This window comes from Nostoc sp. JL23, from assembly GCF_017115065.1.
Classification (GTDB): Bacteria; Cyanobacteriota; Cyanobacteriia; order Cyanobacteriales; family Nostocaceae; genus Nostoc; species Nostoc punctiforme_A.
Window position 1 is genome coordinate 1 of sequence record NZ_JABXKN010000107.1, and the last position, 16,649, is coordinate 16,649.

Annotated in this window: 10 protein-coding genes and 1 pseudogene; 7 read left to right on the forward strand and 4 right to left on the reverse strand. The window is 42.3% G+C overall.

The window, feature by feature from the left end:
* Window positions 1–64 precede the first annotated feature (64 nt).
* Window positions 65–331 (forward strand): annotated as a pseudogene (locus HWQ42_RS21415) (sensor histidine kinase); the annotation flags it as partial.
* Window positions 332–481: 150 nt separating this feature from the next.
* Here HWQ42_RS21415 and HWQ42_RS21420 read toward each other — a convergent pair.
* Window positions 482–2,656, reverse strand: a complete 2,175-nt coding sequence (locus tag HWQ42_RS21420; protein WP_292815939.1) for a DEAD/DEAH box helicase — start codon at window positions 2,654–2,656, stop codon at window positions 482–484.
* Window positions 2,657–2,845: 189 nt separating this feature from the next.
* On the opposite strand from HWQ42_RS21420, the gene HWQ42_RS21425 reads away from it, so the two are divergent.
* From HWQ42_RS21425 to HWQ42_RS21445, 5 genes are all read left to right on the forward strand, one after another.
* Complete coding sequence (locus HWQ42_RS21425) at window positions 2,846–3,202, forward strand: Spx/MgsR family RNA polymerase-binding regulatory protein (RefSeq protein ID WP_292815941.1); 357 nt, start codon at window positions 2,846–2,848, stop codon at window positions 3,200–3,202.
* A 308-nt stretch (window positions 3,203–3,510) separates the two neighbouring features.
* Window positions 3,511–3,942: a DoxX family protein gene (locus tag HWQ42_RS21430; RefSeq protein WP_292815943.1), complete on the forward strand. Its 432-nt coding sequence runs from the start codon at window positions 3,511–3,513 to the stop codon at window positions 3,940–3,942.
* 28 nt (window positions 3,943–3,970) lie between these two features.
* On the forward strand, window positions 3,971–4,537 hold the full coding sequence (locus tag HWQ42_RS21435; RefSeq protein WP_292815945.1) for a DUF2808 domain-containing protein: 567 nt from the start codon (window positions 3,971–3,973) through the stop codon (window positions 4,535–4,537).
* A gap of 412 nt (window positions 4,538–4,949) precedes the next feature.
* Window positions 4,950–6,269, forward strand: coding sequence for an acetyl ornithine aminotransferase family protein (locus tag HWQ42_RS21440; RefSeq protein ID WP_292815947.1), 1,320 nt, complete (start codon window positions 4,950–4,952; stop codon window positions 6,267–6,269).
* Between the two features lie 94 nt (window positions 6,270–6,363).
* On the forward strand, window positions 6,364–7,278 hold the full coding sequence (locus HWQ42_RS21445) for a DUF1338 domain-containing protein (RefSeq protein ID WP_292815992.1): 915 nt from the start codon (window positions 6,364–6,366) through the stop codon (window positions 7,276–7,278).
* 61 nt (window positions 7,279–7,339) lie between these two features.
* On the opposite strand, the gene HWQ42_RS21450 is transcribed toward HWQ42_RS21445, so the two are convergent.
* From HWQ42_RS21450 to nifJ, 3 genes are all read right to left on the reverse strand, one after another.
* Window positions 7,340–10,243, reverse strand: coding sequence for a hypothetical protein (locus HWQ42_RS21450; protein ID WP_292815949.1), 2,904 nt, complete (start codon window positions 10,241–10,243; stop codon window positions 7,340–7,342).
* 284 nt (window positions 10,244–10,527) lie between these two features.
* Complete coding sequence (locus tag HWQ42_RS21455) at window positions 10,528–10,662, reverse strand: hypothetical protein (RefSeq protein WP_292815951.1); 135 nt, start codon at window positions 10,660–10,662, stop codon at window positions 10,528–10,530.
* Window positions 10,663–11,104: 442 nt separating this feature from the next.
* Window positions 11,105–14,734: a pyruvate:ferredoxin (flavodoxin) oxidoreductase gene (nifJ, locus tag HWQ42_RS21460; RefSeq protein ID WP_292815953.1), complete on the reverse strand. Its 3,630-nt coding sequence runs from the start codon at window positions 14,732–14,734 to the stop codon at window positions 11,105–11,107.
* A gap of 654 nt (window positions 14,735–15,388) precedes the next feature.
* Here nifJ and HWQ42_RS21465 point away from each other — a divergent pair.
* Window positions 15,389–16,540, forward strand: a complete 1,152-nt coding sequence (locus tag HWQ42_RS21465) for an endo-1,4-beta-xylanase (protein WP_292815955.1) — start codon at window positions 15,389–15,391, stop codon at window positions 16,538–16,540.
* Window positions 16,541–16,649 lie beyond the last annotated feature (109 nt).

A 16,649-nucleotide genomic window follows, 5' to 3' on the forward strand; every position in this document is an offset into this window, starting at 1 on the left:
TTTTACTAAACTGGCATTTCTGTTGTTAATTTAACATATTTAGTCTGGGAGAGCCATAAAAACAAATTATAAACCGCAAATTATAATTCATACTGAAATTTTAGAGATTAAATTTGTTGTCATCCGAATTGCTGACAACGGATTAGGAATGGTAGAAGAGATTCAAAAGCGGTTATTTGATCCATTTTTCACGACAAAAGAGGTAGGAAAGGGAACAGGTCTAGGACTGTCAATTAGCTACCAAATTGTAGTAGAAAAACATGGTGGGATTTTGAATTGTCTATCAGAACCAGGAAAAGGCACAGAATTCTGGATTCAAATTCCAATTTAAAATATTCTACGTTTAAAAACACCACTATTTTACGCAAAGCTGTAATTTGACATTTCTTTAATAAAAAATATGTAAATAGCCCACTGATTTGCAAGAGTCAAAAGTCTAGAAAAATTATTGACTAAAAACTATGCAAAATTTAAGACCTTTTTATTCTTTCCACAATGCCACTTGCTCTTTCAGTTCCGTCATATCCAAATAATCGTGAGCAAAAGCTTTCCATAAAAGTGGATGAGGAATAAAATTATCATATTTTTGAATTTCTGGTGCTTCTGAGGTACTTACTAAATCTTCTGAGGTAATTCTTTGTTCACACAAAGAAGCAATTTCACGATAAAGATATTTAAATTTATCCTTGCCTAATTTAATTGTCAAATAATAGGGATTTACTCCACCAATACTTGTAATTTCCAAAGATTCCCGACAGTAGGAGTTGAGTAATTTTTCTAAGGTACGATAAGCAACCGTACCCATCCAAGGAAAAATGCAGCATTTACCTTTTTCTAATTGCAAAATATTGTACTTATCTAATCCAGCTTGCTGCGCTAATTGGCGAACTTGATGTAAACGTTGTAAAGCATTTGGTTGTAAATAACTGTACTCAATATTCTCAAATAAGACTTGCTGCATTCGTTGCAAAACTTTGCTATGTATAGTACCACCACCACCACGCCAATAAATACTAGCTTTACCCTCAGCTTGTTTAACAAAAATAGCCTTCTTTTTAAAGTCAACTTCTACGACTTCCCAAGTTCTGCCAGCTAAAGCAAATTGATTGCCAACAGGAAGCGGTGTGACAATACTGCCAATTTCTGTTGCACCTTGCTTAACAATATATTCTTGCTGTTCAGCAAATACAGCATAAAACTGAAATTTTCTCACCACCTTTTCTCCTGACAAACCCAGGATTAATTTACCTTGTTCAGTCTGCTGAATATGACCAATATCAATTAAATAGCGTAGTAATAGTTGTAAATCTTCTTTGTAAATCGCAGCAAAGGGTGGCAGACTAAAAATTTGTTTAGCTAGAGCATTAGCTGAAATTTCCCCTGTTGCTGTTAAAATACTCATTATTTGGTGATAAAGCAAACTCAAAGGATATTTAATTGGTCTAATTGGTTCAATCCATTGTTCCTCTAAATAAAGTTGAATTATCGCAATACACTGTAAAAGTTGCCAGGGGATTTGTTCTGGCAGAGAAGCTTCTGATAATAGCTTCTCTTCAGCGCAGACAAAACGCATATCAGCAGCTTCACCTCTTCTACCACTGCGTCCTAAACGCTGTAAAAAGCTAGCTACAGACAAGGGTGATTCTAACTGAATCACTCGCTCTAAATGACCGATATCTATGCCTAATTCTAGAGTCAGAGTGGCGGCAGTAACAGCTGGATTGTTAGGTTCACGCATCGCATCTTCAGCAGCTTGCCGTAAACTAGCAGATATACTCCCATGATGCACATGATATATATCTGGTAATCCTTGTTCTGTGGCAATTTGTCGCAAAGATGCAATTATAGATTCGGTACGTGTGCGATTATTAGCAAATATCAGGCATTTGCGAAACTTGCTGAGGTTGAAAATATATTGTTCATCAGCTGTTGCCTCTGATTCATCTACTTCATCAGTAATATAAAAATGTTCTACAGCTAGTTTTATCTGGCGTTTTATACTATCAATTTTTGGTGTAATTACTGGCTTATCTGTTCCCGATCGCAGCCAATTTTCTGCTATTGAGTAATCACCAAGAGTTGCCGACAAACCAATACGACGCGGTTGTTTTTGCATCAACTTTGCTAAACGTTGTAATTGGCAAATAATTTGACAACCGCGTTCTGAACCCATAAAGGCGTGAATTTCATCAATGATGACAAACCTTAAATCACCAAATAAGTGAGGTAGGTCTTTATTTTTGTTAATTAGCAAACTTTCTAGAGATTCTGGGGTAATTTGGAGAATGCCTTGAGGATTTTTTAAAAGCTTGTTTTTTCGAGTTTGCGAAACATCACCGTGCCAGTGCCAAACTGGAATATCTGCTTCTTTGAGTAAGTCGTTGAGACGCTCAAATTGATCGTTAATTAAAGCTTTGATTGGACTAATATATAATGCGCCAATTGTGGCAGCAGGGTTTTCATGTAATAGAGTCAAAACTGGTAAAAAAGCTGCTTCTGTTTTACCCGCAGCAGTTGCAGCTGTAACTAGTAAGTGAGCATCAGTATCAAATATAACTTGACAAGCAGCAATTTGAACTGGTCGTAATTCAGTCCACTGGTGATGATAAATATATTCTTGGATGAAGGGTGCAAGTCGGTTAAAGGCATCGCTCATATTTTTTATGGATAAAATTTTTAGTAAAACTACTCCCTGGTATTTCATAGAGTTCCATGCTTGGAATTACCGATCGCTAAAAGCGATCGCTACTCTTAAATTTCTGCCATAGAGATTCTAGTCCAAAAGCATTGGTAGCAGAAGTTCCACCTACTATGTCATATATAGAGATTGTTGCTTAATTATTTTATGTCTATTCAAGTCTACGGAATTCCCAATTGCAACACTTGCAAAAAAGCCATGATGTGGCTCCAACACAACAACATTGACCATGAATTTATCAACACCAAAGATACTCCGCCGACTCGTGAGATGATTCAAAACTGGGTAAAGTTTTTGGGTTTTGCTCCTATGCGAAACACCTCCGGTCAATCCTACCGTGCTTTAGGAGATGAAAAGAAGACTTGGGCTGATGAACAGTGGGTTGATGCATTCACTCACGACGCGATGCTGCTCAAACGTCCACTTTTTGTCAAAGATGGAACAGCTGTGTTGGTTGGCTTTAGAGATGAGGGAATAGTTCGAGAAAAATTAAATTCAGCTTAAAGAGTTCTAAGCGTTGAGTTTCCCGATAGTTAAAACTAGGGAAACTATATTAATTGGCAATTATGATAGCGCAATACAGTTCAGTTAAGGCTAAAACTCTTTGCCAAAGTTAATTTTTTTAACGAACCGCAAAGGAGACGCATTCGCGCAGCGTCTCGTAAGAGTTGGACGCAAAGATAAGAAAGAAGTCCTTAACTGAACGTACTTTGAAAAATTTTGTCGATTTTTACTCCTATTGACTCAATGCAGATTAACATTCGTCAGTCAAACTGAAGTAATAAGCGCAAGTATATAATCAGGCAAAAACCATGAAGAAGTATAAGGAAATATTACGTGTCATCCTTGCTATATCCATCATTGTGGTTGGAGTAACACACTTTGTTGTTCCACAAGAATATGTCAAAATTGTTCCGCCGCAACTACCTTACCCTTTAGGATTAGTTTATCTCAGTGGCTTTTATGAAATTTTGGGTGGTATCGGGTTATTAGTTCCGCCTGTAAGTCAAGCTGCTGCTTGGGGACTTCTTGCACTTTTTATTGCTGTTTACCCAGCGAATATTTACATGGCGGCTAATCTAATTAAGATTGAACATATACCAAACTCACCTTGGGTACACGTAGTTAGGCTTCCCTTTCAAGCCGTTTTAATTGCTTGGGCTTGGTGGTACACAAAATCTTCCTTTGGGGAAAAACAAGCTTCTATTATTCCTAAGTCATTAATTCCCAAGGAACTAGAATGAGAATAAGTGCGTTTTTTATATCTGAATCATGCGCCTTACAACTTTGTTTGGAATAACACTCTCGTTAGCAATAGGCATTGGAGAAGTTACGCTGCCGGTGACTCAAGCTGTGCAGCTTAGAGATGGACTAGTCTATTTCGTCCAACCGCCAACACTTGTTGAAGCGACAACTACTTACAAAGAGGTGGATGTTTTAAGCGCAACTTACTATTTCACTATCAATGTGCCGGAAAATGCTGGAGAATCTCTCCAGAAGGTAACGATCGCCCAAAAAGAGGGGTCGGAAAACATCCCCTACCGTCTTGATGATACCCGTGCATTTATCGGAACACGCGATCGCAAAGAAACGCAACTGAAACTAGGCCCAGTCACAAACGAGCGCGACACACGCACGGTTTCTGTAAACTTTGACCCACCTGTGACTCCAGGACAGACAATTACCATCGCCCTCCGCCCTGTAAGTAATCCGAGCTTTTCTGGTGTTTACTTATTGGGTGTTACTGCATTCCCTGTGGGTGAGAAATCTCACGGCCAATTTCTTGGCTTTGGACGGTTTCAGTTTTACAGCAATAGGGGAAGTTGGTGGTTCCGATAGAGGGAATAGGGAATAGGGGACTTCCAACTAAAAAAATACCCATCGCTTTGGTGAGCAGGGGGCGCAGGGGAAGCAGGGGAGGAAGAATCTAACGATCATCTTCGCTCCCAAAATTGAATAATTTAATTTCTGGAAGTTCCTAGTGAATAGGAAAGAAAGGAATATTTTATAAAAGTTGTGTTATAAAAACGGGCAAGAGTCTTAAACAATACGAAAGTGCTTACCATCAAGCTTTTTCGTTAAATACTTCTGAGAATTCAGGAAGAATTAGCTGTATTTTTCCTGAGTCACTGACGTATACTCTGATTTTTCGGTAAATGCGTAATTCTTACAGCAATGGAATCAAATGCTACTGTAAGCAATCAAGCTTTAGCGTTTAATCATCAGTAATCTTTAAAACCCGAAAAAAAATATGTTAAGTATTCCTATTAACTTAAATTTACCTCGTACACCCCATTTACTAACTTCCTTACCTGGGCCTCGCGCTCAAGCAATTGTACAACGCGATCGCGCCGTAACTTCTCCTTCTTATACCCGTGATTACCCGTTAGTTGTCTCTCGCGGCCAGGGCTGTATGGTGGAAGATGTGGATGGCAATATATTTCTAGATATGACCGCAGGTATTGCCGTTACCGCCACCGGACACGCTCACCCGGAAGTTGTCAAAGCAATTCAAGAACAGTCGGCGCGTCTGCTGCACATGTCAGGGACAGATTTTTATTATGAGCCGATGGTGGAACTAGCGGAACAATTAGCAATTCGCGCTCCCTTTCCCCAGCCACAGAGTAATGCTGTGTTTCCCGCAAAGATATTTTTCACCAATTCCGGGGCAGAATCCAACGAAGGAGCAATTAAACTAGCTCGATATTACACCAAGCGATCGCTAATTGTGGCATTCTTAGGTGCATTTCACGGACGCACTTATGGGGCAATGTCTCTCACTGGTTCCAAAGCAGTGCAACGAGCTAACTTTGGGCCTTTAGTTCCTGGGGTAACTCATATCCCTTATGGCACTCACGCTAGCTTAGATTACTTGGAACAACAGTTATTTACGACAATTTTACCACCGCAAGAAGTAGCGGCGATTGTCGTCGAAGCGATTCAAGGAGAGGGTGGATATATCGTACCCGAAGATAGTTTTTTGCAGCGGATTCGGGAGATATGCGATCGCCACGGTATTCTGATGGTAGTGGATGAAGTACAAGCGGGGATGGGGCGGACTGGCCGCTTATTTGCGATCGAGCATTGGGGTGTGATGCCTGATATCATTACCACTGCTAAAGGTATCGCCAGTGGTTTGCCATTAGGAGCGATACTAGCTAGACCTGAGTTAATGACTTGGCCTCCCGGTTCTCACGCTACTACATTTGGTGGTAATCCCGTAGCTTGTGCTGCTGGTATTGCCACACTGCGATTGCTAGAAAGTGGTTTGATGGCAAACGCTACCCAAATGGGAGAATTATTACAAGCTAGTCTTACCCAGTTGCATCAAAGATTTCCGAGAGTATCGCCGCCACGAGGTAAGGGATTGATGGTAGCGGTAGATTTATTGGATGAACAGGGTAATCTTGATTATAAATTGCGCGATCGCATTATCCAAGAAGCTTTTTTACGCGGTTTATTATTGCTAGGTTGCGGTAAAGCAGCAATTCGTTTCTGTCCTCCTCTAGTTATCGACAGCGACCAAATTAAAATCGCCCTTCAGATTATCAGCGAGATTGTAAATTCTTAAAAAATGAAGGAAATCGGGGACAAGGGAAAAATAACCCATGCCCCATGCCCAATGCCCCATACCCAATGCCCCATGCCCAATGCCCCAATACATTATGAAACCCGAAATAGCCCTTGATTTATGGAAATTACTTTGGCAAGAATATAGCGCCAGGGTAAATCATGCCCGTACCTACCAGCAAATGATTACTACTGCGGGTGGGACTATCACCAACGACCACATCGCCTTTCGGTCTTTGCGTTTATTAGTAGATACTCCGCAGGGTCAACTTAACTTAGGAATTGACTACCTCGCACAATTTGCAGAAGCTTTGGGTTATGTGGCGGCTGGAGAGTATACTTTTGCTCAAACTCATTTGTACGCTCGTCATTATCGTCATCCACAGCAAGAGGAATTTAACTTACCCAAGCTGTTTATCAGTGAGTTGATTGTCAATGAATTACCTGCTAATATTGCCGAACTCATCTCTAAAACAGTATCTTCAATCCCAAACAAACTGACCTCACCCCTTATTCTTCTACAAAAAGACGCGAATATTGAAACCATCGCCAAACAACTCCAGGAAGTCTTCAGCCGCCCTTGGCAACCTCCGCAGCGTTCTGTTGTTGAAGAGGTGAATCAGGTTACTCAATATGGGGCTTGGGTGTTGTTGCACGGATATGCTGTCAACCACTTTACAGGCTACGTTAACGGACAGAATACCCCAGAATATCCAGACATTGATACTACCGCCAATGCTTTGGCTAACCTGGGTGTACCAATGAAAGCAGAGATAGAGGGAAATGTTGCTTGTGGTTTGCGGCAAACTGCAACTCAAGCAGTAACAGAAATTGTGACGGTGTTAGATGATAACAGTGGTGCAGAAATTCAGATTCCTTGGACTTATGCCTATTATGAAATTGCCCAGCGCTATCTAATAGATGTGGAACCTGGAAAGCAGATACTTTTCGATGCTTTTTTAGGAAGTAATGCCCAGCAATTGTTTGAAATGACTCGTCTTTCTAAATAACCCAGAGTTGTTACTAAAGGATTCAATTTCAAAATTTCGAACTAGTAGTTTCGTGTTGGAACTACGCTTGCAAGATAAAATCTAATGTCGTGAGAGTTGGCGCACCAGTTAGAGTCGCAAATAGACCACCATTGCCAAAACCCGCCGCGCTGCCATTTTGGTTGTAGAACAACTGTCCACTCAGAGGATCGTACACAATTTTCGCCATGCTAGTCCCTGCTAAATTAGTGAGTTGAAAATCATTGGCGTTACTAAAACCATTTCCTGCAACAGAGGTAATGGCACTAAAGGAAGTTATATCCAGTACAATCTTGTCACCTTCAGAACTATTAAAGTCACTAATGGTATTTACTAGAAGAGTAGAAACTCTGTAAGAATCGTTTTTGTACACAAATCTATCAGCACCTGCACCGCCAACGAGAGTATCATAGTCTTCACCACCACTGAGGATATCATTACCAATGAGGGTATCATTACCAGCGTCGCCTCGTAGCAAATCGTTGCCACTCTTGCCGTCGATGATATCATCACCTCCCCGACCATTAATCACATCATTGGAATTGTAAAAACCTGTGATGTTATTGTTAAGGTCATTGAGGAATGTCACCGTGTTCTTATTAAACAAGTTAGTTTGAGTGGAGTTGGCATCGAAGACATCAAAACTGTCAACGACGCTAGTCTGATTATCAAACAGGATATTGCCGATCGCAGCTCTGCTACCTGATACTGGTAAATTATCCAATTGTTCTAGTTGAAAGTCTTGCAGGATAACTTTGGTATTGGCGACATCTTCAAAAGTGACTTCTAAATCGTTACCATTTTGAGTTAATTGCAGATTTCTAGCAGTCAATCCCAATCCTGTAAAGTTCAGGGTGTCAACTTGAGAAATCACCCCCGATGAAGGATTTGTGCCTTTGCCAATGCCGCCAAAGTCGGTGATGGTGTCGATACCATCGCCAGGGTGAAAGATAAATTTATCTTGACCACCGTTACCTGTGAGGATATCGTTACTAGCTTTTCCATCGATAATGTTGTTGTTGAGTGTGCCGATGAGGATATCTGCACTCTTAGTTCCCGTGATGAATTTCTGGACAAAACCCAAGGTGGTAGTTGCCACTACACTGGTATTACTAAAATTTTGCCCATCATTAACGACAAACTCAATTGTAGTGTTAGCAGTAGTGGCAGCAGTATTGTTGTAGGTAAGGCTGTTAAGAACTTGTCGGTAATTGGCAATGGTATCTGTGCCGCTCAGGGTGAGAGTACCCGTAGTGGGGTTGTAGGTAGAAGTGATGTTACCAATGGCAGTGGCATTAAGACTTTCGGCTGCGCCATTAAAAAGATTAGTAATGGTAATGGTGACACCAGCTAAGGTAGTATTGTTGTCATTTAGGGTGAAATTGCGATCGAGGATGGAGACGGGAGTACCGCTAAAGGTAGTGCTAAAATCAATTCCCTCTGAATTGCCGTTGAGGTCGAGTACGGGAGCGCGGTTGCCAAACACCACGTAGGTGTTCTTCTGTGAGAAATAACCTCCGCTGAAGTCGCCATCTAGTGAGCTGAGAATTAGGTCGTCGATGCCGTCACTGTTGATATCTCCCGCACTGCTGCTGACAGAGGAGCTAAAGGGGCTACCTCCGTAGCCATTGAGGGTAAAGCCATTAGTGCCGTTGAGGGTGGAGAGGTCGAGTTGGGCACGAAAACCGCCCTTGCTACCAAACACCACGTAGCTCTCCCCTGAACCTCCTCCCCCGATAATCAGGTCGTCGATGCCGTCACCGTTGATATCTCCGGCACTACTGACAGACCTACCTGAGTAGTCAACTATATCAGTGCCGTTGATAGTAAAGCCATTAGTGCCGTTGAGGGTAGAGAGGTTGAATTGAGCATCAAAACCGCCCTTGCTGCCAAACACCACGTAGCTCTGCCCTGATAATTCGCCGTTGGGGCTGGCATCTGGTGCCCCGATAATTAGGTCGTCGATGCCGTCACCGTTGATATCTCCGGCACTACTGACAGAAGTGCCTAAACTGTAACTTTCCTTGATGCCGTTGATAGTAAAGCCATTAGTGCCGTTGAGAGTGGAGAGGTTAAATTGGGCATCAAAATCGCCATTGCTGCCAAACACCACGTAACTCTGCCCTGAACGGTTGCCGTTGGGGTCGGCAAAGAATGCCCCGATAATCAGGTCGTCGATGCCGTCACCGTTGATGTCTCCTGCACTGCTGAGAGACCAGCCTGAGAAGTCACCTTCTTCGATGCCGTTGATGGCAAAGCCATTAGTGCCGTTGAGGGTGGAGAGGTTGAATTGGGCATCAAAACCGTCTTTGCTGCCAAACACCACGTAGCTCTGTCCTGAATAGGAACCGTTAGGGTCGGCAAAGCGTGCCCCGATAATTAGGTCGTCGATGCCGTCACTGTTGATGTCTCCCGCGCTGCTGAGAGACCAGCCTAAACCGTCACCTTCATTGATGCCGTTGATAGTAAAGCCATTAGTGCCGTTGAGGGTGGAAAGATTAAATTGGGCATCAAAATCGTTCTTGCTGCCAAATACCACATAGCTTTGCCCTGAATAGGAACCGTTGGGCGAGGCTCTAAATGCCCCAATAATCACATCATCGATGCCGTCACCGTTGATGTCTCCTGCATTACTGACAGAGCCTAAGAAGTCACCTTCATTGATGCCGTTGATAGTAAAGCCATTAGTGCCATTGAGGGAGGAGAGGCTAAATTCGGCATCAAAACCGCCTTTGCTGCCAAACACCACGTAGCTCTGCCCTGAATTGTATAAGTCGTTGGGGGAGGCAAGGAATGCCCCGATAATCACATCGTCGATGCCGTCGCTGTTGATGTCTCCCGCATTGCTGACAGAACTGCGCGTACTGTCGCCTCTATTGATTTCGTTAATAGCAAAGCCCTGAGTGGCGTTGAGATTTGAAAGGTTAAAAGTTGAATTTGCCATCATTTCTTTAGTGTTAGTTTTTATAAATTATTTATTGAAGGAGGCGGGATGCAGGAGGCGGGAGGTCACTGGGTATAGTCGAAGTGACTACCTGCCTTCGTCGATAATTTGTAATTCATAATTAAAAATTTAATCATGAATTACAAAGCTTTATAAGAATTCAATTTTGGGCGTTGCTGAATCAAGGGACGGGCAAGATGCCCATCCCACAAAACTAGCAAAATCATCCCGCAAATATGCAACGCCCAATTTGTTTTCCCAGCTTGGAACACCGTGTTTTGGGCATACTATGCTTGCAAGACAAAATCAGATGCGATGAAAGTTGGCGCATCAGTTAGAGTTGCAAATAAACCACCACTGCCAAAACCCGCCGCGCTGCCATTTTGGTTGTATAATAACTGCCCACTCACAGCGTCATACACAATTTTTGCTGTGCTAGCCTCAGCTGAAGAAGTTATTTCAAAATCACTGGCGTTACTAAAACCTGTTCCGGCAGTAGAAGCGATCGCATTATAAAGTAGTCTTTTGACAAATTGTATTGAAGCACGAAACCCAACATTTGCGCGTTTGTTGGCTAAAGTTTGGGTTAAACATAACTTAAACTACAGCGTTAGTAACAAAAATAACGATTTTACTAACCAAAAAGGTAATTTTGTAACAAAAATAATGATGTTTGTAACGAAAATAATGATTTTACTAACCAAAAAGGTAATTTTGTAGTGAAAATTATAATATTAGTAACAAAAAGAATTATTTTACTAACCAAAAAGGTAACTTTGTAACGAAAATTATGATGTTTGTAACGAAAATAACGACTTGAGTTACTCAAGTCGTTATTTTTATAACTAAAACTAAGGCTGATGTTCAGAAAGTATCGCGCTTTGCCAGATATTGGTACATCTGCCAACGGGCATCTACCTCAGTTTGCGCTTGTTCTAACAAGTGCTTGGCTACGTCGGGTTTGCTCTTGGTGAGCATTTTGAAGCGATTTTCTTGATACATCGAATGTTCTACAGATTGCGTAGGCGATCGCATATCTAATTGCAAAGGATTTTTACCCTGGTTAAGCAACTCTGGATTATGCCGATACAGCAACCAACGACCTGATTCTACCAGAGTTTTTTGATGATTCATCCCTGTGGTCATGTTGATGCCGTGGGCGATGCAATGACTATAAGCAATAATCAGTGACGGGCCATCATAAGCTTCTGCTTCCAAAAATGCTTTCAGGGTATGTTCATCTCTAGCACCAAGGGCTACACTCGCTACGTAGACATTTCCGTAGGTCATGGCAATCATCCCTAAGTCTTTCTTTGGTGCTGGCTTACCACTGGCGGCATATTTGGCAACTGCGGCTCGTGGCGTAGCTTTGGAAGATTGACCGCCTGTATTAGAATACACTTCTGTATCCATCACCAAGATGTTGACATTGCGACCACTAGCAATTACATGATCGATACCGCCAAAGTCAATATCATAAGCCCAACCGTCACCGCCAACAATCCAGACGCTTTTTCTCACCAAGTAATCTGCAAGGGATTTGAGAGTTTGGATTTTAGATTTTAGATTAGGATCGAAAGTTACGATTTCATCTAACTTCTGCTGCAACAGTTCTATTCTTTCGCGCTGTTCCCAAATGTCAGCTTCGGATTTTTGTTCAGCTTTGAGAATGGAGTAAACAAGGTTTTCATCTATTTCACTCCCCAACTGTTGCAACAATTCCGCCGCAAACTCGGCTTGTTTATCAAGGGAGAGGCGAAAGCCAAAACCGAATTCGGCGTTATCTTCAAATAGATTATTAGACCATGCGGGGCCGCGTCCTTGGGCGTTGGTTGTCCAAGGAGTGGTGGGAAGATTGCCACCATAAATTGAGGAACAACCTGTAGCATTGGCGATGACGGCGCGATCGCCAAACAATTGTGTTAATAATTTTAGATAAGGTGTTTCACCACACCCTGCACAAGCACCAGAGAATTCAAATAAAGGTTCTTGCAGTTGTTGTTGGCGAATCTGGTTTAATTTTAGCGATCGCCTGTCAGGATTAGGTAAACTCAAAAAGAAATCCCAGTTTTTTCGCTCTTGCTCTTGCAATGGCAACTGCCTTGCCATGTTAATTGCTTTCAGCGATGGCTCAGATTTATTTTTAGCAGGGCAAATATTTACACAAATAGTGCATCCCGTGCAATCTTCTGGGGCAACTTGAATGGTAAATTTTTGACTGGCAAAGTCTTTATCTTTTGCACCCGTTGACTTAAAGGTTTCTGGTGCATTAACTAACTCATCCACTTGATAAGCCTTGGCACGGATGGCACTGTGGGGACAAACCATGACGCACTTGCCACACTGAACGCAGACATCTGGTTCCCACACAGGTATCTCTTCGGCAACGTTACGTTTTTCCCACTTGGCAGTACCTACGGGAAAGGTGCCATCAACTGGTAGTGTGCTAACAGGTAAGTCATCACCTTCCCAAATCATAATTTTGCCTAGAACTTCTCGCACAAATTCGGGAGCGGAGTTAAGAGGAGAGTTAGGTGTTAGGAGTGAGGAGTTAGGAATGTGGATTGTTTGGGGGACATCTACTTTATGCAAGTTGTCTAGAGTGTTGTCTACAGCTTGCAGGTTCATGCGGACAACTTCTACGCCTTTTTTACCATAAGTCTTTTCAATCGCTTGTTTGATTTTAGCGATCGCTTCTTCTTGCGGCAAGACACCCGCTAAGGCAAAGAAGCATACCTGCATAATGGTGTTAATTCTGCCACCCATGCCACTTTCACGGGCAACCTGGCTAGCGTTAATTACGTATAACTTCAAATGCTTGTCGATAATTTGCTGCTGCACCTTCAGCGGCAGATATTCCCAGACGGTATCTGCATTGTATGGGCTGTTAAGCAGCAAAGTCGCTCCAGGAATAGCAGCCTTCAAAATATCTATGCGTTCCAGAAATCCCCAGTGATGACAACCAATAAAGTTGGCTTGGTCAATTAGGTAGGTGGAGCGAATTGGCTCTTTACCGAAGCGTAGGTGAGAGACGGTCATTGAGCCAGATTTTTTGGAGTCAAAAACAAAGTAGCCTTGGGCATAATTGTCGGTTTCTTCACCAATAATCTTGATGGAGTTTTTGTTAGCGCCAACAGTGCCATCAGCGCCTAATCCATAGAACATTGCCCTGACAACGTTATCCGATTCTGTAGAGAAACTAGGGTCAAAGCTCAAGGAAGTATGACTAACGTCGTCATTAATCCCAATCGTAAAGTGATTTTTTGGTTTAGCTTGGGCAAGATTATCAAAGATGCCCTTCACCATCGCCGGGGTAAATTCTTTAGAAGAAAGACCGTAACGACCACCGATGATTTTAGGCAGAGGGGCAGGGGGCAGGCGGCGGGGGAGAAGATCCTCCCCTCTGCTCCCTGCTCCCTGCTCCCCTGCATCTTCTCCCCACGCTTCATGAATAGCAGCTACGACATCTAGATACAAAGGCTCACCGGCGCTACCTGCTTCTTTGGTGCGATCGAGAACTGCGATCGCTTTTACACTAGTTGGTAATACTGCAACAAACCTTTGGACATCAAAGGGGCGGTAAAGTCGCACTTTCACCACGCCAAGTTTTTCACCACGGGCGTTCAGGTAATCTACTGTTTCATGGACGGTTTCACAGCCTGAACCCATCAGAACGATAACGCGATCGGCATCGTTAGCACCGTAATATTCATAGATTTTATAATGCCTTCCCGTGCGTTCTCCAAATTCATCCATGATCCGCTGGACAATTTCTGGACAGGCGTTGTAATAAGGGTTCGCCCCTTCACGTCCTTGGAAGTAGACATCGGGGTTTTGGGCAGTACCGCGCAAAACTGGACGGTCTGGGGTGAGGGCGCGGCTGCGGTGGGCGAGTATTAGATTATTGTGGATTAGCGATCGTAAATCATCATCTGAAAGCAGTTTGACTTTCTGCACTTCATGAGAGGTGCGGAAACCGTCAAAGAAATGCATAAACGAGACTCGCGTCTCTAGGGTAGCAGCATGAGCGATAAGAGCAAAATCTTGACTTTCCTGCACCGAAGCCGAACACAGCAGGGCGAAACCAGTCGCACGAGCTGCCATTACGTCGCTATGGTCGCCAAAAATTGATAAAGCATGAGTAGCTAGGGAACGGGCGGCAACGTGAACCACGGCACTAGTCAACTCACCAGCAATTTTGTAGAAATTGGGTATCATCAACAATAATCCCTGAGATGCCGTGAAGGTGGTACTCAAGGAACCTGTTTGCAAAGCCCCATGCACAGCACCAGCCGCTCCTCCTTCACTCTGCATCTGCACGACGCTGGGAATAGTACCCCAGAGGTTAGGACGACCTTCTGCTGACCAAGCATCTGCCCATTCACCCATCGCTGAAGAGGGGGTGATAGGATAAATGGCAATCACTTCATTTAATTTGTAAGCAACACGGGCGACAGCTTCATTCCCATCGATAGTTGCAAAGGTTTTGTTCATAACTTGATTTTTGTCCCCGCCTCTAAACTGCATTATCAGAACACGTGAATATAAGAATCAGAAATAGCCAGAATTAGAAAGTGATAATTAAAGTTTGTAGTAAGGACTTTAGTCCTGATAATCTTTGCTCTGAGCGATAAATCGCTCACTACAAACTAAGAATTTTTTTATATTTAATTATGTCTACCTACTTATTCTCTGCATTGAAGATTTAACCATAGGATTTACTCCGCATTAAAAGAATAGTTTATTGATGGACTTGTAGCTCCTAAGTTAACTTTCAACCAATACTGCATCTATTAATATCTCATCTGTAATCCTGCATCTATTAATATGTATTAATAATGTACTCAGCAATCAAAATCTCTGTTTGATAAGACTTTAAGGCAATTTATTATATTTTGTGGGGTATAGGGTCGGGAATCTCTGATGTATTTTACTTAACCGTCAGAGGTCATTTATAAAGTCAAAATAAAATTATTTTAGGACAAACAGAATGAGAGGTAGCTTATCGCTAGATGTAATACTCATCAACGAAAATCGGCGTGAATTCCAAAACCCAGTATATTCTAGGTTAACTAGGGTACAATAATAACCAGTATTATTTTTATACAGTAAAATAATAATAAATGTATTTTTTATTAAGTGTAATTTATGCCTAATCGGAGAAAATTTTTAACAAGAGCAGGATATACTACCCTTTCTGCTTTATTCACTATGGGGTTTTTACAAAAGGATAACCAAAAAGAAGACCATAGCAGGAATTCTCTTGCAGCAAATTATACAAATGCAAATTCTCCCCTTCGGCAATTAGCTGCCGCCAAAGGGAAGCGTTATGGCGCAGCAATTGCTAGTGATATTCTGCTAAAAGAGAAGGATTATGCTAATCTGATTGCTCGTGAATGTTCGATTGTGACACCGAATGGTGAATTAAAATGGAACGCTACTGAACCACAACCAGGAAAATTTACCTTTGAATCAGCAGATGCGATCGCCAATTTCTGCCAAAAACATAAGATAGACTTGCACGGGCATACCCTTTTCTGGCACATGGGAAGACCAGACTGGGCAATATACCCCCCTACACTTAAGATGATCGAACGCCATGTTAAAGGAGTCATGGGGCATTATCGCAATAGTCCCGTTTTAAAATCTTGGGATATTGCCAATGAAATCATCGCTGATAGTGAAAATGAAACCGACAATGCTACCTACGGTTTGCGTAAAGGGGTAAAACCAGAATTAATTCGAGACTTGTTTTTAATTGCTGCTTCAGTTGATAACAGCAAGAAATTTTACCTAAACGATTTCGGCATCGAAGGCGCTACATGGAAATCAGAGCGTTTCTTAAAAATGGTCGAATATCTGAAGAATAGTGGCGTTAAAATTGACGGGGCAGGTATCCAATCGCATCTATGGTTTTCTACTGCCTATGGTTTTGACGAGAAAGGATTTAATTCCGTCTTAAAACGGCTTAACGATCTTGAAGTTAAACCAATAATCACAGAATTAGATATTATTATTGATACCCCACTACCCGATAGTATTAAAAAGCTAGACCAAATGGTAGCCGATAGTTACAAGCGATATCTTGATCTGTGCTTTGCGGCTAAAGTCGATACTGTCATTACATGGGGACTTAGCGATCGTCATACCTGGATACGTCATCCCGAGTGGATGCCAAAAAAAACTTTTAGAAACAATCCAAGTCTCTGGAAATTTCTGCGTCCGCTTCCCTTCGATGAGAACCTACAATCTAAACCAGCCCGCAATGCTATAGCCCAGGCTTTTCAGGAATCAACTTAATAACTCCACCCAGACATAAATATAGCATTTCCTCAGCAACTGGGGTACACCCAAATCTTGTTTACCAAGCTTAGTAGCTTTGAAAATGTACCTCACTATGCCGGGAACT

What these genes read in the sequence shown, in the direction of transcription:
- HWQ42_RS21420 (WP_292815939.1), bottom strand. Translation starts at nt 2,656, where the DNA reads ATGAGCGATGCCTTTAACCGACTTGCACCCTTCATCCAAGAATATATT.
- HWQ42_RS21425 (WP_292815941.1), top strand. Translation starts at nt 2,846, where the DNA reads ATGTCTATTCAAGTCTACGGAATTCCCAATTGCAACACTTGCAAAAAA.
- HWQ42_RS21430 (WP_292815943.1), top strand. Translation starts at nt 3,511, where the DNA reads ATGAAGAAGTATAAGGAAATATTACGTGTCATCCTTGCTATATCCATC.
- HWQ42_RS21435 (WP_292815945.1), top strand. Translation starts at nt 3,971, where the DNA reads ATGCGCCTTACAACTTTGTTTGGAATAACACTCTCGTTAGCAATAGGC.
- HWQ42_RS21440 (WP_292815947.1), top strand. Translation starts at nt 4,950, where the DNA reads ATGTTAAGTATTCCTATTAACTTAAATTTACCTCGTACACCCCATTTA.
- HWQ42_RS21445 (WP_292815992.1), top strand. Translation starts at nt 6,364, where the DNA reads ATGAAACCCGAAATAGCCCTTGATTTATGGAAATTACTTTGGCAAGAA.
- HWQ42_RS21450 (WP_292815949.1), bottom strand. Translation starts at nt 10,243, where the DNA reads ATGATGGCAAATTCAACTTTTAACCTTTCAAATCTCAACGCCACTCAG.
- nifJ (WP_292815953.1), bottom strand. Translation starts at nt 14,734, where the DNA reads ATGAACAAAACCTTTGCAACTATCGATGGGAATGAAGCTGTCGCCCGT.
- HWQ42_RS21465 (WP_292815955.1), top strand. Translation starts at nt 15,389, where the DNA reads ATGCCTAATCGGAGAAAATTTTTAACAAGAGCAGGATATACTACCCTT.